The sequence below is a fragment of the Halomonas sp. C22 genome (assembly GCF_007655045.1).
GTDB classification, from domain to species: domain Bacteria; phylum Pseudomonadota; class Gammaproteobacteria; order Pseudomonadales; family Halomonadaceae; genus Vreelandella; species Vreelandella hamiltonii.
Genome location: NZ_VBVC01000012.1, coordinates 14,831 through 36,992, shown reverse-complemented (window position 1 = coordinate 36,992; position 22,162 = coordinate 14,831). Strand labels below are relative to the sequence as shown.

Here is a 22,162-nt window from a genome sequence, read left to right as displayed (position 1 = left end):
TTGAAATGCAGTGTTTTGATGAGGTTTTAAAAGAAGGTGTTCATCGGGTAACGTATAATAATGTTTCATTTAATGTTTGCGTTCAGGGCGATTTTTTTAGTGATTTTGATGTTTTTTTAGCTGGTTTTCATGGGGCAATAAGAAATAGAGCTAAAACTACTCCTCCTTATTTTCATTTTAGGGGGGTGGCTAAACAAATAGATATCCCTTTGGTTTCTTTTTCAGACCCTAGCTTAGAGAAAAATGAAGCCATTAATTTAGCATGGTTTATAGGTGACGAGGTTGAAAGTAAGTTAACAAGTGCTATCGCTTCTTTTTTAGACTATGTGGTTTCCTCTAAAAATTCAAAAGTTATACTTTCTGGTGGCAGTGGAGGAGGGTTTGCTGCTTTAAATATACATTCAATGATGCGTAATCAGGATAAAGCATATTCTTTTGTGTGGAATCCTCAGATTAAGGCTTATGATTATAATAGCGCTTTTTCGAAAAAATATATCAATGCTTGCTATGAGTCAGCCTTTAAAGCTAGCCCATATGCTAATATAAAAAACGGAGATTATCACTATTTCAAAAAATGTTTAGATTCTGAAGTTAATTTTACTGATGGCCAAAAAAGTATTATATTCATAAATGGCTACGATCAGAATCACTTGCGAAAGCAGATTCGTGGTATTTTAGATGAAAGCTCTGTTCTAGAGTTTTCTGATTCAAGTTATAAGTATAGAGATAGGTATATATATGTTGGGGAGTGGGGCTACGGGCATGTTCCACCACCAAAAAACGTCATCATTAAAGTCATAAAGAAAATTAAAGAATATGGTTTTGATGGAGTAAGCATTGGTTTTCTAGAAAGCATGGAGCAATCAAATAAAGAGAATTTAATTTTTTCTGAAACAGGGAGTTTTAGAAAAGAAAATTTTTCCATCTATTCTACCTTGCTAGACGATAAATTGATAGTTAGAAGCAATTTAAGCGAGTTGTATAAAGGGTTTCAGTTGGAGTTTTCCCTTGTGTATATAGGTAGTAATGAAGTTTTAAGTGCGAGTGGTTTTTTGATGGGTAGCTATTTGCTACAAGCTGTCTTTAAATTAAAAGATAAGAGCATGATTGGTAAGCTTCACATTCGTGCGACAATAGAAGATTTCTATGGGAGAAAAACTATTATTGAGCATCCGCTGAGAAAAACTGTGTTTCCAAATAAAATTGTGGGCGGGTAGTTCTAGAAAGCCATGTCAGTAAAAAGTAAAATTTGGATAACCCCGGCGGCCTTGCTCTTCTTGTTATTACTGGCATGGCAGCCTTGGGAGTCAACACCAAGCCCCGACGATGATACTGAGCGCTTCGAGAGCAATACTCTTTCTCCCGTGGGCCAGGCCATCGTGGATCACTCCCTGACTCATTTAGTGCCGGGTGCGGGTATAGAAGGAAGTACTGCCTTGCAGGTCGATTATCAAGGATACGAGCGAGGTAGCCGCCGTGTGGTGGTGTCGCCACGTATTGAACCGGCTTTGCAGTACGAGCTCTCTTTCTGGGTAGAATTCTGCGACGGTTTTGATTTTGCTCGTGGCGGTAAGCTCCACGGGCTGGGGCCAGCTAACCCAGTGGCGGGCGGCAATACCATTACTCCGGATGGTTGGAGCGCCCGTTTGATGTTCCGCGGCGATGGCGGCTTGCAAACCTATGTTTACCACCAGGATATGGCAGGGCGTTATGGTGATACACGCCGTGCAGAGGCGTTCCAGTTTACGCCAGGGCAGTACCACCATGTGCGTATGCAGGTAGACTTGAACGCCCCTTCCTCTGCGGATAATGGGCAGGTGCTGGTGTGGGTGGATGATGCATTGGTCATCGAGCATACCGGTTTGCGCTTTCGAGATGTCGAAAACGATCAGAGTCTGATTCAGCGGCTGATGTTCAGTACGTTTCATGGGGGCAGCAGCCCTGAGTGGGCTCCGAGAGACAGCACAGGGGCCTTCAAGACAGACTGTGCCTTCTTCGATGATTTTAGCCTGCTAATTAAATAGGCAGTGGGTTGGTTGCAAGGTCTTGTCCTGCACAGTGACGATGTGCTATACCTTTGTATCATAAGAATTCATAGATGTTTTAAAATGTAAGTCCAATAATAACGATATCACGCCACTCCCATGAAGCTGTTTAAAGGCAGTTGGCGTGGTGTCGTTATATTGTCATGTCGTATTGCTTTGAGTGGTTTTCTTGGGGTGGCGTGCTTTTCCATTGTTGGACAAGCCGGTGATCAGGAGAAAATCAATGAAAAAGCACATGTTTGTCATGATCCGCTATAGCGTTTTGTCTGAAAACAACACTGCTTGGGTCATTGGTCGTGATAACGAATTTGAAGCCTATAAAAAAGAGCTGTTCTCTGATGAGCGCATGTCGTTACATGAAGAGCTTTTCTTCAACGTAACGCTGCCTTCCTTGCAGAAAATGTCGCCTGACAAGACAACGGTATTGGTGTTTACGTCAGAAGCATTGCCTGAGAAGAACATGCAGCAATTACAGCGAGCACAGCAAGCCTGCCCCCATCTTGAAATCGTGCCTCTTTCCAGCAAAGGGGGGGTTATCTCGAAAATGCAGCAGCACCTGCTGAGTCGCTTGGAAGCATTTGGCGGTGAGGTATGTTACGCCACCGTTCGCCTGGATGACGATGATGCGCTGGCGGATGATTTTGAAGAGCAGCTATACCATTATATTTCGCCTGAATTCGAAGGCCATGCCATTACGTTTGCAAATGGTTATGAAGGTATCTATGAAGAGGGCGGATATTCTTCTTTTTTGCCACGGCATAGCCCCAAAATTGCGATGGGCCTGTCTTTGGTGCAAGTGTATCGGCCTTCCTCTCCTCCACGGTTACTCTCAGTATATAGCTTGGGTAATCACACCAAGGTGGATGAAAAGCATCCGCTGGTGGTTAATCCACGCTTTCCTATGTACGTGCGCACGGTACATCCGGGCAGTGACATTTTTGCCAAGCAGTTCAAGCAGAAGTTGAAAAAATCACGTGCAGCCAAGACGGCTGGCCAAAGTACAGTAGCTGAGCGCTTCTGCTTCTTGCGTGAAGGCAATGCAGTGGCGCTTGAAACGTTGCCGCAGCTTGATTTTCTGGGCGAGGGATTTTCTGCTGCTTGCTTGGTGACCCATCATAAAAGTGTCTTGGTGTACTCACACAGTAGTGAAGAAATCCATCACTGCCACCCCCGCGATGTGGTGCTGGACCATGACGATGAGCTGGTCTGCTTTGATCGTGAAAAGCACGCACTGACCCTCAGTGAAACAGGCAAGCAGCTGTTTCTCGATAACCGAAATGTCTTTTCCACCAATGATTCCTATGGCTGTAAACCGTTGGCTTTCAAGCGTAATGGCCGCGGGCTCGCGATCGTAGTGAAAGGGGCAGAGCGTTATTTGTCTGCAGAGCGTTCAGGCGAAGTGAGCTTCAAGAAAAACTGCAAAGCATGGGAAGTGTTTTACTTGAACTGATGCGGACTGAGTTGGCGATGGCCTGTGGGAGTGGGCGCTGAGCTTTCCAGGCCGTCTTTTGCGATAACATGCATCCTGCCTTAGGAAGGCATCCCCCTTTGTAGGGAACTTTCTGGTGAATGTGATGGTTATGATGAATCGATGGGCGCGTAGTTTGTTACAATCGCGCCGACTCTGTCGCTTTGGCGATGACTGATGCAACGATGCTTGTTGGAGAACCTTAAGGATGAAGATTGCAGTTGCCGGTACGGGCTATGTTGGCCTTTCTAACGCGATGCTGTTGGCCCAGCACCATGAGGTGGTCGCGGTCGATATCGTGCCTGAAAAGGTCGAGATGCTGAATAACCGCGTATCACCGATTGAGGATGCGGAAATTTCAGCGTTTTTGGCCCGGGAAGACCTGCACTTCACGGCAACCCTGGATGCCAAAGCGGCTTACGCGGGGGCGGCGTTTGTCATTATTGCCACGCCCACCGACTACGACCCGGACACCAACTATTTCAACACCAAAAGCGTTGAGGCCGTGATTCAGCAGGTCATGGAGATCAACCCGGATGCGGTCATGGTCATCAAGTCCACCGTGCCGGTGGGCTATACACAGGAAACTGCTGAGCGTTTGAACACGCAGAATCTGCTGTTTTCCCCTGAGTTCCTGCGTGAAGGCAAGGCTCTGCACGATAACTTGTACCCTTCGCGCATCATTGTGGGCGAGCGTTCGGAGCGGGCGGCGACTTTTGCCGAGCTGTTGAAGCAGGGTGCCATCAAGCAGGAAGTCGATGTGCTGTTGACCAACAGCACGGAAGCAGAGGCAATCAAGCTGTTCGCCAATACGTATCTGGCCATGCGCGTAGCGTATTTCAATGAGCTGGATACCTACGCCGAAACTCATGGGTTGGATGCCAAACAGATTATCGAAGGGGTAGGGCTGGACCCGCGCATTGGCAAGCATTACAACAACCCCAGCTTCGGTTATGGCGGCTACTGCCTGCCTAAAGATACCAAGCAGCTGTTGGCGAATTATCAGGATGTGCCCAACAACATGATTCAGGCCATCGTGGAAGCGAACCGCACTCGCAAAGATTTCATCGCGGAGTCGGTGTTGCGCCGTGAGCCGGAAGTGGTGGGCGTGTACCGTTTGATCATGAAAACCGGTTCCGATAACTTCCGTGCCAGTGCCATGCAGGGCGTCATGAAGCGTCTTAAGGCCAAGGGCATCGAAGTGGTGGTGTTCGAACCTGCCTTGGATAAAGAGAAGTTCTTTGGTTCTGTGGTGATGCGCGACTTCGACGCCTTCAAACAGAAGGCAGATGTGATCTTGGCAAACCGCATGGTGCCTGAGCTGGAGGATGTGGTGGACAAGGTCTATACCCGTGACCTGTTTGGCAGCGATTGAGCGAGCCCATGGAAATTTAACGCTTCGGGTATGCTATATTGCCGCTAGGCCTCGGTTTTATTTATAAAAACGTGTTGCCCATAAATGCATGTAAGGGCCGTCAACCCAGGGTTTGACGGCTTTTTTGTATGTAGGGTTTTGGGATTTCACTTTTCGCTAATGGGTTGCCATGTTTTCTTTTCTGGCTAAATGGTGGGGTCGGCCTTCATCGGCCCGAGATGCTGTTCACGCCACTCCGCTACGGCAGGATGACGCGGCTGATTTCGATGCTCAGTGGTATCTCGACGCTTATCCCGATGTGGCTGAGGCGGGGTTGGACCCGTGGCAGCATTATCAGCGCCATGGCCGGGCAGAGGGCCGGCAGCCTTTTCGCAACCGAGTGGTGGGCTGGGAGCATGCGTTATGGCGAGGAGCCGATCGTGTCATGCTGCCTCGTTTAGCGCAGCTGCTTTCCTCGTCTTCTGCCAATGCTACTGAGCGGATGGCGGCGCGTTGGGCGTTAGCACGCTGGTATGCCTGGCAGCAGCGTTGGGATGCGGTGCTGGATAGCCTGATGCCGGAAGGGCGGTGGGAGGCTTTTTCGTCCCCTGGGCCGGCGCTGTTGGTCATTGATGCGTGTTGTCGGGGTAAGGTGGCTCGTCACACTAGGGGGGCAGCTCAGCAGGCGCTGACGTTTTTAGAGAGCCATTACCCACATTTGGCCGACACCGCTCTGGCACGCTGTAACATGCAGCAATGGTTGGATGAGCCTTCCGCATCGTCATTGGGTGTTTTGAATGCCATGTTCGAGGCGCATGATCTCGCTCCCGTTGGTCTGGGTGATGATGCGTCTTCGTTTGCGCTGTCTGCTTTGCAGCTTGCTGGGGGCACGGGCAATAAAGAGGTCAATAATGTCATTCCGTTGAAATTGGTGAGTGTCATTATTCCGCTTTATAACGCTGAACGCACCATTGCCACGGCGTTGCGCGGGCTGTTTGCGCAATCTGGCGTGCGCCTTGAAATCATCGTGGTAGATGATGCCAGTGCGGATGACGGTGCTGCGGTAGTCAAGGCGCTTCAGCATGAGGCACCCTCCCATGTGCAGCTGGTGTTGCTGCGCCACGAGCGTAACCAGGGGGCCTATGCGGCACGTAATACTGGGCTGAAAGTGGCGCGTGGTGAGTTCATTACTACCCACGATAGTGATGACTGGTCTCACCCTCAAAAATTGTGGCACCAATGTCAGGCGCTGGTGGCGCAGCCGCAGGTGCAGGCCTGCCTTTCGCATTGGGTACGTGTTACGCCGTCTTTGCACTTCCACCGCTGGCGCTTGGATGAGTTTGGGTGGGTCTATCCGAATATGTCTTCGTTGATGTTTCGGCGCTCGACGTTCGAGGCGTTGGGCTATTGGGATCGCGTGAACGTCAATGCCGATACCGAGTTTCGGTATCGTGTGGAAGCGGCTTTTGGGCCGGAAAGTGTGGCTGAGGTGCTGCCAGGTGTGCCCCTGTCATTTGGCTTGAGTGATGAAGGGTCATTAAGCCAGCATACCAGCACGCATTTGGTTAGTCAGTTCAGTGGAGCACGGTTCCGTTATATGCAGATGGCTCGCCAGTGGCATCAGGCAGCAGAAAGCAGAACGGCGCTGTTGATGCCTTTTATGCCTGAGTCAAGGCCATTTGCAGCACCGCTTTCGATGCTGCGCGAGCAGTCGCCTGCCAATGGACCGTTGACCGATTTCGAGCGGGTCTGCGAATCCACGCTGTTTGATGCTGGGTGGTACCTTGCTCGTTACCCGGATTTGCTGAATACGCCAACCGAGCCGCTGCTGCATTTCTGGGAGGCGGGCGCCGCCGAAGGCCGAGATCCAGGGCCCGATTTTTCTACGTCTGGATATTTACGTTATTACCCGGAGGTGGCTCAACTTCCTTGTCAGCCGCTAGCTCATTTTTTAAAGACGGGGTACGCACACGACTTTTCAGCCTTGCCAGAGTGGGAGGGGGAGCAGGCGTTTTCTAACCGGCCAACCGTCATGTTGTGCGCGCATCAGGCGGGCAAGACGCTGTTTGGCGCTGAGCGTAGCCTGTTGGATGTGCTGGATGCCATGGTCAAGCTGCGTTGGAATGTAGTGGTTACCTTGCCTGAGGCCATGAATGCCGAGTATGAGCAGGCTATTTTGAAGCGTTGCCGGGTATTGGCCGTACTCCCCTATGGCTGGTGGCAGGCAGGGCGGTTGCCGGTCGAGAGGACGGTTGCTCATTTCGAAACATTGATCGAGCGCCACAAGGTCAATGCGATACACGGTAATACAGCAGTGCTTTTGGAACCTTATGTGGCGGCACGCCGAGCGGGGTTACCAACGCTGGTGCATGTTCGTGAATTGCCGCGTCATGATCCAGGCTTGTGTGCCTTGTTGGGCGCTGAGCCTGAGGCGGTGGTGGCCCATGTTCATGCACAAGCCGATGTGGTGATCGCCAACTCACGCTGCGCTGCCGAGGCATTTGCACTGCCGTCTTCAACGCCCGTGTGCGTGGTGCCTAATACGATCCATATGCCGCCATTATTGGCGCTGCCGCCCGTGCGTTTTTCACCCGGCGAGCGTCAGGGCGGGGTAAGGGTGGGCATGTTGAGTAGCAATGTTGCCAAAAAGGGCATCGATGACCTGGCCACCATGGCTCGTCACCTGCAAGCTTTGTCTCCCTTTGCTGAGGTGGTGGTGTTTGGGGCCTGCACCCCTGAGATAAAAGCGCTATTGGCGCGTCAGGCGCAGGGCCGTGCGCCTTCCAATGTGCGCTTTGCGGGTTACGTAGAACGCCCTGAAGAGGCGTTGGCTCAGCTTGATATCGTGGTGAACCTATCCCGCTTTCAAGAGTCTTTTGGGCGTACTGTACTCGAAGCCATGGCGGCAGGACGGCCGGTAGTGGCTTATCAGTGGGGCGCATTGGGCGAGCTGGTCGTTGATGGTGAAACGGGGTATCTCGTGCCGTATGGCGACCCGGCGGCGGCAGCCCAGCAGGTGGCAAAGTTGGCCGCTGCGCCCGCTCAATGCCGACGCTTCGGTCAGGCTGCACAGCAGCGAGCGGTGACTTGGTTTAGTTCGGCTGAGCTGGGCAGTGCATTGTGCAAGGCGTATCGGTTAACCGGTGTGTCTGCCTTTGCAGATACACCGTGATCGACTACGTGGCATTGATTACGTGACATCGACTACGTGACAAAACCATACAGATCCAGCGGAGGGACATGCTTGAAGCTTGCCATTGCTGCTATCGTCAAGAATGAACGAGAGAGCCTTCCCGAGTGGATGGCGTTTCATTTGTCGGTAGGCGTTAGCCACTTTTTGATTGCCGATAATGAAAGCGATGATGGCACGTATGAGTGGCTGGCTCCTATGCAAAAGGCAGGGCTGGTGACCTTGCTGTCTGTGCCCACCGAGGGGCAGCCGCCTCAGTTGCAGGCGTATCGGCAATTGTTGCATCATTGCCCTCAACTTATTGATCTGTTGGCGTTTATTGATGTCGATGAGTTCTTGCTACCCACCACTGAAACCCTAGAAGATGACGAGTATCCTTTGTTGTCGTGGTTGAAAACGCGCTTTTCTGACCCTGAGGTAAGTGCGTTGGGGCTGAACTGGGCCTGCTTTGGCTCTGCTGGTGCCAGGTTTCGTGAGGATGGGCTGGTCATCGAACGCTTCACTCGGCGTGCCCGGCAGGACTTCGGGCCTAACCATCACATAAAAAGTGTGGTCAGGCCGCGTGATGTCGAGTGTTTTATCAACCCGCATATTGCTCGCTTGCGCCATGGCCACTATCTCAATAGCCATGGGGCGCCGCTGATTGCACGTCAGGGGCCGAATGGCTCGGTTAGCCAGGGGTTGAGCGACACTGTTTGCTGGGACGGCGCGCGGATAAACCACTATTTGGTCAAGTCGGTAGAAGAGTTTGTGCTGGGCAAGGCTCAGCGTGGCAGTGCTGCCACCCCCCATTATCAAAAGCAGCGTGACTACTTTATGCGCCATGACCGTAACGATGTTGAGTGTCATGTGGCCGCTCAATTCGCGCCTAAGGTTAAACAGAAAATGAAATGGTTGCAGCAGCTTGCAGATAAGCAACATGACGTAACAGAAAATGCCGACGAGCGCTCGGCAGGGCAGGACTTGAAGCGCTGGCTAACGCGCCGTGTGAAGGAGTGGACTCATGCTACCCCAGAGCATGAACGAACCCCGATTGAACGCTGGTCGTTGGATTATCCTTCACCGCAGCGCGGGTCGCGTTTTCTGCCTTCTGGGCGAGTGGTACAAGGGTGGCTGCTGCTGCCTGAGCATCTACAGGACATGCGAGCTCAGGTTCGCATCGTTGCTCGCTGGTTGCCCGTCTACGAACTGTGTTATCCGTTGGATATCGAGCGTCCTGATGTCATCGAGAATGTGCTGAGCGTAGCCGCCGAAGGGCACGCTCAGCAGCGGTGCGGTTTTCGCTTTACGGTGCCGCCCTTGTTGAGAGAGTTTTCACTGTGGCTTGCGTTGGGTGATGAGCGCTGGCTGTTGCAAGACGTTCACGTGGATACTCAGGATGTTGCTCCTTCACAGCCATTGAAAGTCCTCGAAGGTAAAAAAGGGTGGCTGTTTCTGGATAATGATACCAATGGCAGCGTAGACCAATTTACGGGACGGATGCAGCTGACCCAGGCTGGCGTGGAGGGGTGGCAGGCGTATCTGCGCCAATTGTCAGAGGTGGCGGGCCAGGTGCCCTGCGCGTTGTTGGTGGCGCCTTCCAAAGAGAGTGTCATGGGCGAGCAGTATCACCCTCAACAGGGCGGGGAGACAGGTCCCATGCAGCAGGTATTGGCATTGCCAGAAGCTGCTGAGTTGGTGTACCCCGTGGCGGCGCTGAAATCATTGGGAGACGGTGCTTTTATCCCGACCGATACGCACTGGACGCATCAGGGGGCGATGACCGCAACGTTGGCTTTTGCCGAGCGCTTGGGGCTGGATGCGTCGTCGTGTGCGTCAGTGTTTGCCAAAGATCGCTACAAGAAAAGAACCATGGGGGGGGACTTGGGCAATAAGTTGGCGCCCAAACAGACGTCCGTGGTGGAGGTCCTGACTTCTTTTACGCATACCCGTTACAAGACTTATGACAATGGCCTGCCTAATTTTGGCCGTCTGATGGTGATGGAGTACCCGAAAGCGCTGATGTCTGGCACGTGCTTGCTGTTTGGTTCCTCGTCCAGCTATTCCATGTTCAATTATCTGTGCCGCCTTTTTCAGCGCGTGGTGTTCGTGCATAGCGCAGGTAATGTTGACCCTGCTCTGGTGCAGGCTGTCAGCCCTGCTTATCTGGCCGCTCAGACCAATGCGCGCTTTGTTATTCAAGTACCTACAGTGGCCTATAGCTTACAGGAGATGGTGCAGAGCAAGTCGTCCCAGCTCGACGAGAAAGCACTTGAGGGTGTGCTGGAACGGCGTATCATCGCCGAGGATGAGTACCTGCAAACGGTGGGCATTCTGCCTTGGGCGCAGGCGGCTCGGGCACTTATTTCATGAAGGTTGCCTTGTCAAAGAATTGGGTTGAGGTGTGAATGGGGCAGCATACAGTTCGCTTTAAAGAATGGATGGCCGCGCTGGGTCGTTTGATTGACATGCCGCCTATCTGGCGGCGTCAGCCTGTCTTGAATATCAGAAGTACGCCTTCGGCGCTTGATGAAGCAGTCGAATATGAACGCGAAAACGGTACTGTCGACTGCGAGGTAGTCGGCGACAAGCCTTGGCCAGGCTGGAATATGATCGAGCTGGATGGGCTGGCGGGTGATGCTCACGGTGCTGCTACTTTGGTGCTTCATACGCGGCAGGGGGAGCTTGAATCCTCTGTTTCTTTACGTCCTGGTAAAACGACTAAACGGATTGTTTGGGTGCCGCTGGGCGTTGTTGGTATTACGCTTTCTTTCAGTGCTTCCGAGGCGGCGCTGCAGTCGGCTACGTTGCGATGGGTGTGGTTGACGCCTTGGTTTGCACATAACCGCTTGGCGCGCCGGCTTATCAATAACCATGAAGACTTCAAGGGGCTGCGTACTCGCAAGGTGATCCGGCAATTGCATGTCGCGTCTGTGGCGGAAGGGTGCTCCTGGCGTAAAGTGGCCCTTACTGCCTATGACCAGACACATGCGAAGCAGCACATCAACGATGATTATGTGCGCTGGATCGATGTCAAAGAGCCTTCTGCTCACCTTGATGCTCAGGCCTTTATTTCCAGGCTGGCGCACGCGCCTTTGTTCTCGCTGATCATGCCCGTGACTCTGGAAGATTTTGAAAAAGGCGAGAAACATTTTGTTGCCACGATCAATTCGCTCAAGGCGCAAAGCTATTTCTTTTGGGAAATATTCATCGTGTTGTCGGCTGAGATTACCGATGCACAAAGGCGAAGTCTTGAGCGTTATATTCCTTCTACCAGCCGTATCAATCTGATCAGGAGCTATCACCGCACCTATGCGAAGTTGGATCACCAGGGGTTTATTCAAACCCAAGGGGATGGCGTGTTGCGGATTAGCGTTGGCGACCAGCTATCACCAGAGGCGCTGAGCCAACTGGCCAGGGCATGGAACGAGTATCCGGATGCGCAGCTGTTCTATGGCGATGAAGATGCCATTAATGAAAATGGCGAGCGTAGCAAGCCGGTTTTCAAGCCAGATTGGAACCCTGATTTATTGCTGTCTACCAATTACATTGGTCGCCTGGCACTCTACAAGCGTAAACTGCTATGGCAGCTGGAAACCGAGCAAGCAGACCTGTTGTCACATCTGACTAACCGAGCGGCTGTCGACTACGCCTTGGCGTTGACGTTTTTGATGTGGAAGAGTGTCCATGGGAGTGAGCGTTCGGTTCATCATTTACCTGCAATGCTGTATCACCGTAGTACGCTATTTCGCTATTCACTTTCTCAAGCGGATGCCATACAGCTGGTAACGCACGTATTGAAACAGCATGTGGCCAGTAATCATGCAGTTGTTCACCCTGGTTTGCTGGAGCATAGCGTGCGTATCGAGTGGCCGATTCCGCGCCCTGCGCCATTGGTAAGTCTGTTGATTCCTACCCGTAATGGGGTGGATATCCTGCGGCCTTGTGTAGATGCCATTCTTGCTCGTACGGCATATACCCATTTTGAAGTGCTGATTCTGGATAATCAAAGTGATTGCCCGGAGGCGCTGGCCTATATGAACGAAGTGGAGCAGCGTGATGCTCGCGTGCGAGTTTTGCGGTGGGATCACCCGTTCAATTATTCAGCCATCAATAATTTTGGTGCAACGCACGCGCATGGCTCGATTATTGGGCTGATAAATAACGACATTGAACCCATCAACGAGCACTGGCTAACCGAAATGGTCGGCCAAGTGTGTCGCTCTGAAATCGGCTGCGTTGGCGCTAAGCTTTACTATCCTAATGGAATGTTGCAACATGGTGGGGTCATCCTTGGGTTAGGCGATGTGGCGGGTCATGCGCATCGCTTCTTCCCGCGGGAAAGCGATGGTTATAACGGGCGTTTGAAAGTTGTGCAGAATCTTTCTGCTGTTACTGCCGCATGTTTGTTATTGCGAAAAAGTGTCTTTAATAAAGTGAAGGGCCTGAACGAGCGCGAGTTGGCAGTTGCTTACAACGATGTCGATTTGTGTTTGCGTGTTCGAGAGGCAGGTTACCGCAATTTATGGACACCTTATGCAGAGCTGTATCATCACGAGTCTATTTCCCGTGGTGCAGATGACACGCCTACCAAACGCGCACGGTGGCTGAGCGAAGTTGCTTATATGCGCCGCCGTTGGGCCAAACAGTTGGATAATGACCCTGCTTACAACCCTAACTTGACGCTGGTGCATGAAGATTTCTCACTCCGTTAACATGCTGGTGATACCTGTGAGTAACGCCATGTCTGTGTGGCCAGCTTCACGGCATGGTGTGCTCATGTGTTTTGTGTGCCTGCAAGATGCCTTATGACCCCGAAAGCAGACTGGGTTGTTTTTAGCGACGGCAGCAGGCCGACGGAAGATATCTACTTTCTTGAATCTGCTGTACCGGCGCTTCGCCAACAGGGTTTGCGCATTGAGCGCGTGATGGCTTCGAGGTGGTTTGCCGCGCCGTGGCTGCTGGGGCGAGATTTTCTGGATCATTATGCGGGGGCCAATCTGGTCGTGTGCCGCTCCCTGCCTGCCGCATGGATACGCTGGCTAAGACGTCATCGTCGTGTCTTTGGCTACGTCGTGTATTTGATCGATGATGATATCTCTGCCGCTGCCGCCGATGTATCACTCCCCGATGCTTACCGTAAACGCATGGCAGGTATTGCCGATAGCCAGACAGGATTGCTGGCCTTGTGTGATGAGGTGGTCGCGTGCAGTGAAGCGTTAGCCGATCAATTCCGTTCAGACCATGCCAATGTGTCGGTGTTGCCCCCTCCATTGATCGCCGCCCTTCCTGAAGACTTGAACCACTTCAGACAACCGCCTTCGCCAGGCTTACCTTGGCGAATAGGCTTTCATGGGACGCGCGCCCATTTGAGCGACCTGCAGCATATCGCTCCCGCGCTTAAGGCAATTCAGAACGCTCAAGTGGGTACACAGCTGGAAATTATGCTGGGGCGACATACGCCTTCCGAATTGGCTGAGTTACCAGGTGTGACTACGCCAGAACCACTGCCTTGGCAGGCGTTTCGTCACTACCAATCTCAGCATCGGGTGCATATTGGCTTGGCTCCGCTATGGCCTACACCGTTTAACCGGGGTAAGTCGTATATCAAGTTTTTAGATATTGCTGCCATGGGTGGCGTGGGTGTTTACTCGCGTCGGGGCCCTTACACTGATGTCGTTTCCCACGGTAGCAACGGCTTGCTGGTAGGTGACACGCCTGAGGAGTGGCAGGCTGCACTGCACTTCTTGATTCATCATCCCCAAGAGGCCGCGGCCATGGCCCGTCAGGCAGCTATAGATGCGCAGCGCATTGGCCAACCTGACGATGCGATACAGTTCTGGCAGGCACGGCAGGCTCGTTTTTCCGTATATCAATCAGGGAGTAAGTAGAATGGACGCCATTATCCAGGCATTTCATGAGCAAACGCCGAATGCCAATGTCGTGAAGGAACGCATCGCCTTTGGTACGTCTGGCCACCGTGGCCGCGCCACCGAGCGTACGTTCAACGCGGCGCATATCATCGCGATTACCCAGGCGGTAGTGGACTACCGCAAGGAAGAGAACTACCAGGGGCCGCTGTTTATGGGGGTGGATACCCACGCGCTTTCGCGCCCCGCCTGGGAGTGCGCGCTGCGGGTGCTGGTGGCCAACCGCGTGCCGGTGCTGGTCGAGAAGGGCCATGGCTACACGGCGACGCCGCTGGTCAGCCAGGCCATCATCCATTACAACACTCAGCACCCGCTGGGTGACCCTGCTGCCAAGGCCGATGGGTTGATCATCACGCCTTCGCACAATCCGCCGGAAGATGGCGGCATCAAGTACAACCTGTACCACGGTGGCCCCGCCGATACCGAAGCGACCCGCTGGATCGAACTGCGCGCCAATGCCTACCTGCTGCGCCAGTTGAGCGATATTACGCTAGTGTCGTTGGAAGAGGCGCTGGCCCAGGTGCAGGAGTACGATTTCACGGCCCATTACGTGGCCCAGTTGGGCCGCGTGGTGGACATGGATGCCATCCAGAAGGCCAACCTGACCCTCGGGGCAGACCCCATGGGTGGTACGGCGCTGCCGGTGTGGCAGGCTGTAGCCGAACACTACGGGCTGAATCTGGAAGTGGTGAATACCACCCTCGATAGCCGGTTTGCGTTCATGCCGCCGGATCACGACGGCAAGATTCGCATGGACTGCTCCAGCGCGGCGGCCATGGCCAACCTGCTCGACATCAAGGACCGCTTCGATCTCGCCTTCGGCAACGACCCGGATGCCGACCGCCACGGTATCGTGGATGCCAATGGGTTGATGAATCCCAATCACTTCCTGGCGGTGTGTGTGGATTACCTGATGAGCCACCGTCCCGAGTGGAGCCAGGAGCTGCGCATTGGCAAGACGCTGGTGTCGTCTTCCATGATCGACCGGGTGGTGGCTTCCCATGAGCGGGAGCTGCACGAGGTGCCGGTGGGCTTCAAATGGTTCGTGGATGGCCTCTCCGATGGCTGGTTGGCCTTTGGCGGCGAAGAGAGCGCCGGGGCCAGCCTGCTGACCCGCGACGGCAAGGCGTGGTCTACCGACAAGGACGGCATTGCGCTGTGCCTGCTGGCCGCCGAGATTCTGGCCGTGACCGGCAAAACGCCCAGCGAGTATTACCAGACGCTGACCCAACGCTTTGGCGAGCCTTGCTACAAGCGTGTGGACACGCCGTGCAGCGTGGAAGAGAAGGACGCCTTCAAGCAGCTCACCGCCGCCAGCGTTACCGACACCACCCTGGCGGGCGACCCCATCACCGCTGTACTGGTCAAGGCCCCCGGTAACCAGGCTGCCATTGGCGGCTTGAAAGTCACCACCGACAACGGCTGGTTCGCCGCCCGCCCCAGCGGCACGGAATCGCTCTACAAAATCTACGCCGAAAGCTTCAAAGGCCCCCAACACCTGGACGAACTGATCGACAGCGCCAAGCAATTACTTTCGGGCGTGTTGGCCGCGTAGAACTCTGTTAAGGCATATCCCCACTCCTTTCGATCGTCGCTTCGTTGGAGTGGGGAAGGTAGTTAATAGTGGCACAGTATTATGGCTATTGTTCGCTGCGCTGCTCTCTGGTGTCTCAATTTCCACGTATTATTCATTTTTGGCTGTGTACCTTCCCCCATCATCTTACTGTAAACTTTATGGTTAACACTGAAGTGATGCAGGTTGGCGTGGCAAATGCTTATTTCTCTTTGTCATGCCACCTTTTATCAAGGACGACACATGAACAGTTCACTATCCATTGTTAACGAGCGTACCTACACGCCTTTCAATGCATTGCATCAGCATGCTGACCAGCTGCAGGCTCAGTCATTGAGCGACCTGTTGGGGAACTCTGAGTCTGCTCAACAGCGGGCGAATTCTCTGGCGTTTTCATTTGGCACGCTGCATCTGGATTTCAGCAAACAGCGGTTGACCCAGCAAACGCTGCAGTTATTGGTGGCGTGGGCGCAGAGCTGTGGGCTGGAAGCGCGGCGTAGTGCGCTGTTTGCAGGCGCCAAGGTGAATCACTCCGAGCGCCGGGCGGCGTTGCACATGGCGGCGCGCTGGCCGGAAGCGACGCCTGCCCCTGAGGGCATGGAGGCCGCCGCCGCGTTTTGCCAGCAGCAGCGGGTGAAAATGGCCGAGCTGGTGACCCGTGTTCATCAGCAGGCGTGGTTTGGCGCCACGGGCCAGGCGATCACCGATATTGTGCATATTGGGGTGGGGGGCTCGGATTTAGGCCCCAAATTGGTGAGCGAGGCGCTGGCCGATTGCCCGAGCCAGGCGCAGGTGGGCGTGCACTATGTGTCTACCATGGATGGCTCGCAGCTGCTGCCGTTGATGGAAACGCTGAACCCGGCTACCACGCTGCTGGTGTTGGCCTCGAAGTCGTTCACCACGGCCGATACGCAGTTCAATCTGCGCACGGCGCTGGCCTGGTTGAGCGACGCCCTGGAAGTGGATGAGGCCACGGTGCGCCGTTACCAGCTGTTGGGGGTCTCTTCCAAGCCGGAAAAAATGACCGAGTTCGGCATTCCCGAGGCGCATCAGCTGGCGTTCAAGGAGTGGATTGGCGGGCGCTTTTCGCTGTGGTCGCCAATTGGCGTGAGCGTGGCCATGCAGCTGGGGGTGGCGCAGTTCGATGCCTTGTTGGAAGGTGCACACGCCATGGACCGCCACTTTCTGGAGACGCCGCTGGCGCAGAACCTGCCCGTGTTGCAGGCACTGGTGGGGGCCTGGAACAGCCAGTTCTTGAATATCCCGACCCACGCAGTGCTGCCCTACGATGGTCGTTTGAAGAGCCTCGCGGCCTATCTTCAGCAGTTGGAGATGGAGTCCAACGGTAAAAGCGTGGGGCTCGATGGCCGCTCGGTCAATCATGCTACCTGCCCGATTCTGTGGGGCGATGTGGGCCCCAATGCCCAGCATGCGTTCTATCAATTGTTGCATCAGGGTAGCCATACGGTGAGCGCCGATTTCGTGGCCGTGGCCCAGCGCCGCGCCGAGGTGGCTTCGCCGGTGGCGGAGGCGCTGGAGCAGCAAAACTCCCTGACCCTGGCGAACTGCCTGGCCCAGGCCCAGCTGTTTGCGCTGGGGGATGATGCCATTCCGCCTGCGTTGCGGGGGTATATGGCCCAGGGGTATCGGGGTAACCAGCCCAATTCGGTTATACTGGTGCGCGAGCTGGATGCGTGGTCGATAGGCGCGCTGCTGGCGCTCTACGAGCATAAAGTGTTCGTTCAATCGGTGTTGTGGAACCTGAACCCCTTCGACCAACCGGGCGTGGAGCTGGGCAAGCAGCTGGCCACCAGCCTGTATCAGACGTTGGCGGGTTTGCCGATCGAGCACCAGAATGTAGAAGATCCCAGTACTGCTCAGCTGCTGCGTAAAGTGAGTGAGTGGCGCAAGCAACGTAACGAAAAAGGAAGTGTTGAATGACTCAAGTACGCAAGGCGATTATTCCGGTGGCGGGGTTTGGTACCCGCCTGCTGCCCATCAGCAAGGCGATCCCCAAGGAGATGGTGCCGGTGGTCGACCGCCCCTTGATTCAGCATGTGGTGGAAGAGGCGCTGGCCGCAGGCATCAACGAGATCATTTTGGTGACGCGGGCGGGTAAATCGGCCATCGAAGACCATTTCGATGCCCACTTCGAGCTTGAGCATTCGCTGGCCAGCAAGGGTAAGGATGCGCTGCTGGAGACGCTGTCGGCCATTTCTCCCAAGCAGTTGAAGGTGACCAGTGTTCGCCAGCCCAATGCCAAGGGCCTGGGGCATGCGATCTTTTGCGCGGCCCACCTGCTGGACCAGGATGAGCCGTTCGCGGTGATTCTGCCCGACGTGCTGGTCAAGCCGCAGCTGGGCAGCAGTGCCTGTGACCTGGGCAGCATGGTGGCGCGCTGGGAAGCCAACGACGCATCGCAAATCATGGTGGAAGCCGTGCCCCAGGAAGAGGTGTACCGCTATGGCATCGTGGATTGCGATGAGCCTGCGGCAGGCGAAAGCGCCAACATGCGCGGCGTGGTGGAAAAGCCCAAGCCGGAAGAAGCGCCTTCGCGCCTTTCCGTGATTGGCCGCTACGTGCTGCCTTACCGCATCATGGAGCTGCTGCGCGACCAGCCGCCCGGCGCGGGCAACGAAATCCAGCTCACCGATGCCATCGACCGCTTGATGCAGGAAGGCAAGTCGGTGCAGGCGTACCGTATGCATGGCCGTACGTTCGACTGCGGGCATATCGAAGGCTGGCTGCAGGCCAATACCACGCTGGCCCGTGAAGCGGGTTACGACGTTTAACGGCCTGTTGCAGGCTGCGTGTTCGAAAACCGTCCCCCGTGGGCGGTTTTTCATGTTTGGGAGGTGCCATGCGCGAATTACTGGAGCAGGTGTTGGCCATTGCCAAGGCGGCGGACAGTGCCATCATGGCGGTGTATGGCCGCGCCTTCGATGTGACGATCAAGCAGGACCACAGCCCGCTGACCGAGGCGGATCGAGCGGCGCATGACGTCATTCGGCAAGGTTTGCAGGCGCTGCCGCAGGGGCATCCCATTCTTTCCGAAGAGGATGTGGAAGGCTTTTCAGGGGTGGGTGACGATGGCCGCTACTGGCTGGTGGACCCGCTGGATGGCACCAAGGAGTTCATCAAGCGCAACGGGGAGTTCACCGTGAACATCGCGCTGATCGAACACGGCGTGCCGATCCTGGGCGTGGTGACCGCTCCGGTAACAGGCGTTGCTTACCTGGCGGCAGAGGGGCTGGGGGCCTACAAGGTAGCGCCGGATGGCCAGCGTACCCGTTTGCAAGTGTCGGGCAGGCCCGCCGAGGGTGCCATGTGGCGCGTGCTGGGCAGCCGCTCTCATCACGACCCCGCGCTCACCGATTGGCTGGCAGCGTTGGGGCCTTATCAGATGCACCCCATGGGCAGTTCTCTGAAAAGCTGTTTGATCGCCGAAGGCCAAGCCGACGTTTACCCCCGCTTCGGCCCCACCAGCCTCTGGGACACCGCCGCCGCCCACGCCATCGTCCACCAGGCCGGAGGGCGCATCGTCACCCTGGACGGCCACCCGCTGCACTACGCCACCCCCTCCCAAACCCTGAACCCGCCTTTTGTGGTGTGGGGGGATCGTGGGTGATGTTGGGGTGCGGGTGGTGGTGAGGGGGGCGTGATGGTGGGCGGTGGCGCGGCTGGTTGTGGTGGCGTAATCGGGGCGGCTGGCGCCGCCGTCGCGGGTGCCTCATTCGCTCGTTGCTCTCGCTCAGTCGTTACGCCGCGCTACGGTGGTGCCCATGCTCATTTCCCTCGCCCAATATGGGCGATGTATCCGTAGCGCGGTGTAAGCGAAGCGCACCCGCGAAGCAACGCGGTGAGCGTTGCCGATGAGGGCACATGGGCGGCGGTGGCGCGGTGGGTTGTGGTGGCGTGATCGGGGCGGCTGGCGCCGCCCTTCGCGGGTGCCTCATTCGCTCGTTGCTCTCGCTCAATCGTTACGCCGCGCTACGATGGTGCCCGTGCCCACGTCCATACCCGTGACCATTCCCCACGCCCAATATGGGCGATGTTCCCGTAGCGCGGTGTAAGCGGAGCGCACCCGCGAAGCATCCCGTTAGGGATGCCGATGAGGGCGCGGGAGTGTTCATTCCCAGTTCATTTGGGCGATGTCGGGTGGGGTTTGGGCGCCCCATTGGGGGTCGTACCAGCCTTTGGTGACGCATTGGTGAAAGCTGGACCATTTCCATTCGCTGGGGGCGGTGGCCCAGCCGTGTTTGACGGGGTTGTAATGGATGTAGTCCATGTGGTTTTGCCAGTCTTGCTCATCGCGGATGGCGTGTTCCCAGAAGCCACGTTGCCATGCGTTTTGGGAGCCTGGAGGGAGGATAAAGTCTTGGGAGGCGTATTTTTTGACGTCTCGCCACCGTGAGGAGTAGTCGGCGTCGCCTTCGGGCAAGGTCCAGAGGCAGTGCAGGTGGTCGGGCATCAGGACGAAGGCGTCCATGGTGAAGGGGCGTTCTTCTTTCACACGACGGAAGGCCCGGCCCAGGGCGTTGATGTTGAGGTGGTCCGCCAGGAGTGGTTGGCGGCCGTAGGTTACCACGGTGAAGAAGTAGGTGCCGCCGGGGATGTGCGCGCGTCGGTAGGTGGCCAAGGGCTGCTTCCCTGCAGTGAATTTAGGGTAAGCGTACCTTGATTGGAAAGGGAGTGCATCTTTCGTGCGGGGGTGGTTACCTGTGCCAGACGTTGGCGATGACCCCGTAGCGCGGTGTAAGCGGAGCGCACCCGCGAAGCATCCCGTTAGGGATGCCGATGAGGGCACATGGGCGGCGGTGGCGTGGTTGTTTATGATGGCGTAATCAGGGCGGCTGGCGCCGCCTTCGCGCCGGGCCGCCGCTGCGGGTGCCTCCTTCGCTCGTTGCTCTCGCTCAGTCGTTACGCCGCGCTACGGGGGTATCCGTGCCCGTGCCAATTCCCCACGGTTAATATGGGCGATGACCCCGTAGCGCGGTGTAAGCGGAGCGCACCCGCGAAGCATCCCGTTAGGGATGCCGATGAGGCCGCCGAGATTTGAGCAGGCGCTGTGGCGTAATCAGGGCGGCTGGCGCCGCCTTCGCGGGTGCCTCCTTCGCTCGTTGCTCTCGCTCAATCGTTACGCCGCGCTACGGGGGTATCCGTGCCCATGTCCATGCCCACGCCAATTCGCCACGGTTAATATGGGCGATGACCTCGTAGCGCGGCGTAAGCGGAGCGCACCCGCGAAGCATCCCGTTAGGGATGCCGATGAGGCCATATGGGTGGGCGGTGGCGCGGTGGGTGGTGGTGGCTCAATCAGGGCGGCTGGCGCCGCCGTCGCGGGTGCCTCCTTCGCTCGTTGCTCTCGCTCAGTCGTTACGCCGCGCTACGGGGGTGCCCGTGTCCATGCCCATTCCCATGCCCGATGTTGGCGATGACCTCGTAGCGCGGTGTAAGCGGAGCGCACCCGCGAAGCATCCCGTTAGGGATGCCGATGAGGCCGCCGAGATTTGATCGGGCGCTGTGGCGTGATCGGGGCGGCTGGCGCCGCCTTTGCGGGTGCCTCCTTCGCTCGTTGCTCTCGCTCAATCGTTACGCCGCGCTACGGGGTATCCGTGCCCATTCCCCATGCCCGTGGGCATGTCTATGTCCCCATCCCCAATATGGGCGATGACCCCGTAGCGCGGCGTAAGCGGAGCGCACCCGCGAAGCAATGCGTTAGCGTTGCCGATGAGGGCACATGGGCGGCGGTGGCGCGGTGGGTGGTGGCTCAATCAGGGCGGCTGGCGCCGCCTTCGCGGGTGCCTCCTCGCTCGTTGCTCTCGCTCAGTCGTTACGCCGCGCTACGGTTGATCATTCACCGTTTACCATCATTCGCCGTTCGCCGTTCGCCGTTCGCCATTCGCTTCAGCGCTTTTCCAGGCTTTCTAAGGGGAGTTCGACGGGGTGGGGGCGTTGGAGGACGTTGAGGAGGACGATGGCGCGTTCTTCGCCTTTGCAGCGGGTGAAGATGGCTTCGAGGTCTTTGAAGGGGCCTTCGGTGATGGTGACTTTGTCGCCGGCGGTGAAGATGCTGTGGTTGCCTTCCTGACGGTGGGGTTGGGCGCGGAGGGTGGCGACGAGGGCGTCGGGCACGGCGATGGGGGTGTTGCCGAAGGTAAGCAGGCGCAGGACGCCTCGGGTGGAGCGGATGGGGCGCCAGTTGCTGCTGACCTGGTCTAGCTGGATGAACAGGTAGTAGGGGAAGAGGGGTTCGGCGACGGTGGTGAGCTTGCCTTGCCGTTTGCGTTTGACGTCCAGCACGGGGTGGAACACCTCGTAGCCTTGGTTGGCGAGGTGTTCGGCGGCGCGGAAGGATTCACTGCCTTTGCATTGGATGACGTACCAGTGGGCGGTGCTGGTTTGGGGTGTTGCGATTACCATGCGGTTACCTTTTTTTGCCCTGGGTGGCGTGATAGGCGGTGGTGGGTACCCCGTAGCGCGGTGTAAGCGGAGCGCACCCGCGAAGCAATGCGTTAGCGTTGCCGATGGGGGCACAGAGGGTCGCGGTGGCGTGATCGGGGCGGCGGCTGCCGCCCTTCGCGGGTGCCTCTTTCGCTCGTTGCTCTCGCTCTATCGTTACG

14 protein-coding genes are annotated in these 22,162 nt (G+C 56.0%); 12 read left to right on the top strand and 2 right to left on the bottom strand.

Features of this window, described 5'->3' with window-relative positions; genetic code table 11:
* The first annotated feature begins 5 nt into the window (after nucleotides 1-5).
* From FEU76_RS16965 to cysQ, 12 genes are all read left to right on the top strand, one after another.
* Nucleotides 6-1,217, top strand: a complete 1,212-nt coding sequence (locus FEU76_RS16965) for a hypothetical protein (RefSeq protein ID WP_144984510.1) — start codon at nucleotides 6-8, stop codon at nucleotides 1,215-1,217.
* A gap of 12 nt (nucleotides 1,218-1,229) precedes the next feature.
* A complete protein-coding gene (locus FEU76_RS16960; protein ID WP_144984508.1) occupies nucleotides 1,230-2,024 on the top strand; it encodes a polysaccharide lyase in 795 nt (264 codons plus the stop codon).
* Nucleotides 2,025-2,268: 244 nt separating this feature from the next.
* Entirely contained in the window at nucleotides 2,269-3,495 is a 1,227-nt protein-coding gene (locus tag FEU76_RS16955; RefSeq protein WP_144984505.1) for a glycosyltransferase, read from the top strand.
* 226 nt (nucleotides 3,496-3,721) lie between these two features.
* Nucleotides 3,722-4,888, top strand: a complete 1,167-nt coding sequence (locus tag FEU76_RS16950; RefSeq protein WP_144984502.1) for a nucleotide sugar dehydrogenase — start codon at nucleotides 3,722-3,724, stop codon at nucleotides 4,886-4,888.
* A gap of 169 nt (nucleotides 4,889-5,057) precedes the next feature.
* Nucleotides 5,058-8,039 (top strand): glycosyltransferase, encoded by a 2,982-nt coding sequence (locus FEU76_RS16945; protein ID WP_144984499.1) that lies wholly within the window; start codon nucleotides 5,058-5,060, stop codon nucleotides 8,037-8,039.
* 72 nt (nucleotides 8,040-8,111) lie between these two features.
* Nucleotides 8,112-10,409 (top strand): glycosyltransferase family 2 protein, encoded by a 2,298-nt coding sequence (locus FEU76_RS16940; RefSeq protein WP_144984496.1) that lies wholly within the window; start codon nucleotides 8,112-8,114, stop codon nucleotides 10,407-10,409.
* Nucleotides 10,410-10,444: 35 nt separating this feature from the next.
* Nucleotides 10,445-12,751: a glycosyltransferase family 2 protein gene (locus tag FEU76_RS16935; RefSeq protein ID WP_096923233.1), complete on the top strand. Its 2,307-nt coding sequence runs from the start codon at nucleotides 10,445-10,447 to the stop codon at nucleotides 12,749-12,751.
* Nucleotides 12,752-12,844: 93 nt separating this feature from the next.
* The gene (locus FEU76_RS16930) at nucleotides 12,845-13,927 is read left to right on the top strand and encodes a glycosyltransferase family protein (RefSeq protein ID WP_144984493.1); all 1,083 of its coding nucleotides are present in this window, start codon (nucleotides 12,845-12,847) and stop codon (nucleotides 13,925-13,927) included.
* Between the two features lies 1 nt (nucleotide 13,928).
* On the top strand, nucleotides 13,929-15,521 hold the full coding sequence (gene pgm, locus FEU76_RS16925) for a phosphoglucomutase (alpha-D-glucose-1,6-bisphosphate-dependent) (RefSeq protein ID WP_144984491.1): 1,593 nt from the start codon (nucleotides 13,929-13,931) through the stop codon (nucleotides 15,519-15,521).
* Between the two features lie 261 nt (nucleotides 15,522-15,782).
* Nucleotides 15,783-17,480, top strand: coding sequence for a glucose-6-phosphate isomerase (pgi, locus tag FEU76_RS16920; protein WP_144984488.1), 1,698 nt, complete (start codon nucleotides 15,783-15,785; stop codon nucleotides 17,478-17,480).
* Nucleotides 17,477-18,331 carry a UTP--glucose-1-phosphate uridylyltransferase gene (locus FEU76_RS16915; RefSeq protein ID WP_144984485.1) on the top strand — a complete coding sequence of 285 codons (855 nt, stop codon included), beginning with the start codon at nucleotides 17,477-17,479 and terminating at the stop codon, nucleotides 18,329-18,331. The genes pgi and FEU76_RS16915 overlap by 4 nt, the downstream gene beginning before the upstream one ends.
* Before the next feature lie 68 nt (nucleotides 18,332-18,399).
* The gene (gene cysQ / locus FEU76_RS16910) at nucleotides 18,400-19,167 is read left to right on the top strand and encodes a 3'(2'),5'-bisphosphate nucleotidase CysQ (protein WP_144984482.1); all 768 of its coding nucleotides are present in this window, start codon (nucleotides 18,400-18,402) and stop codon (nucleotides 19,165-19,167) included.
* Nucleotides 19,168-19,668: 501 nt separating this feature from the next.
* Here the strand turns inward: cysQ and FEU76_RS16900 are convergent.
* Nucleotides 19,669-20,178: an REP-associated tyrosine transposase gene (locus FEU76_RS16900; protein ID WP_039177759.1), complete on the bottom strand. Its 510-nt coding sequence runs from the start codon at nucleotides 20,176-20,178 to the stop codon at nucleotides 19,669-19,671.
* Nucleotides 20,179-21,446: 1,268 nt separating this feature from the next.
* Nucleotides 21,447-21,962: a transcription/translation regulatory transformer protein RfaH gene (gene rfaH, locus FEU76_RS16895; RefSeq protein ID WP_096923227.1), complete on the bottom strand. Its 516-nt coding sequence runs from the start codon at nucleotides 21,960-21,962 to the stop codon at nucleotides 21,447-21,449.
* Nucleotides 21,963-22,162 lie beyond the last annotated feature (200 nt).

Coding starts and splice junctions, on each gene's coding strand:
- FEU76_RS16965 (WP_144984510.1), top strand. CDS start 6: ATGCAGTGTTTTGATGAGGTTTTAAAAGAAGGTGTTCATCGGGTAACG.
- FEU76_RS16960 (WP_144984508.1), top strand. CDS start 1,230: ATGTCAGTAAAAAGTAAAATTTGGATAACCCCGGCGGCCTTGCTCTTC.
- FEU76_RS16955 (WP_144984505.1), top strand. CDS start 2,269: ATGAAAAAGCACATGTTTGTCATGATCCGCTATAGCGTTTTGTCTGAA.
- FEU76_RS16950 (WP_144984502.1), top strand. CDS start 3,722: ATGAAGATTGCAGTTGCCGGTACGGGCTATGTTGGCCTTTCTAACGCG.
- FEU76_RS16945 (WP_144984499.1), top strand. CDS start 5,058: ATGTTTTCTTTTCTGGCTAAATGGTGGGGTCGGCCTTCATCGGCCCGA.
- FEU76_RS16935 (WP_096923233.1), top strand. CDS start 10,445: ATGGGGCAGCATACAGTTCGCTTTAAAGAATGGATGGCCGCGCTGGGT.
- FEU76_RS16930 (WP_144984493.1), top strand. CDS start 12,845: ATGACCCCGAAAGCAGACTGGGTTGTTTTTAGCGACGGCAGCAGGCCG.
- pgm (WP_144984491.1), top strand. CDS start 13,929: ATGGACGCCATTATCCAGGCATTTCATGAGCAAACGCCGAATGCCAAT.
- pgi (WP_144984488.1), top strand. CDS start 15,783: ATGAACAGTTCACTATCCATTGTTAACGAGCGTACCTACACGCCTTTC.
- FEU76_RS16915 (WP_144984485.1), top strand. CDS start 17,477: ATGACTCAAGTACGCAAGGCGATTATTCCGGTGGCGGGGTTTGGTACC.
- cysQ (WP_144984482.1), top strand. CDS start 18,400: ATGCGCGAATTACTGGAGCAGGTGTTGGCCATTGCCAAGGCGGCGGAC.
- rfaH (WP_096923227.1), bottom strand. CDS start 21,962: ATGGTAATCGCAACACCCCAAACCAGCACCGCCCACTGGTACGTCATC.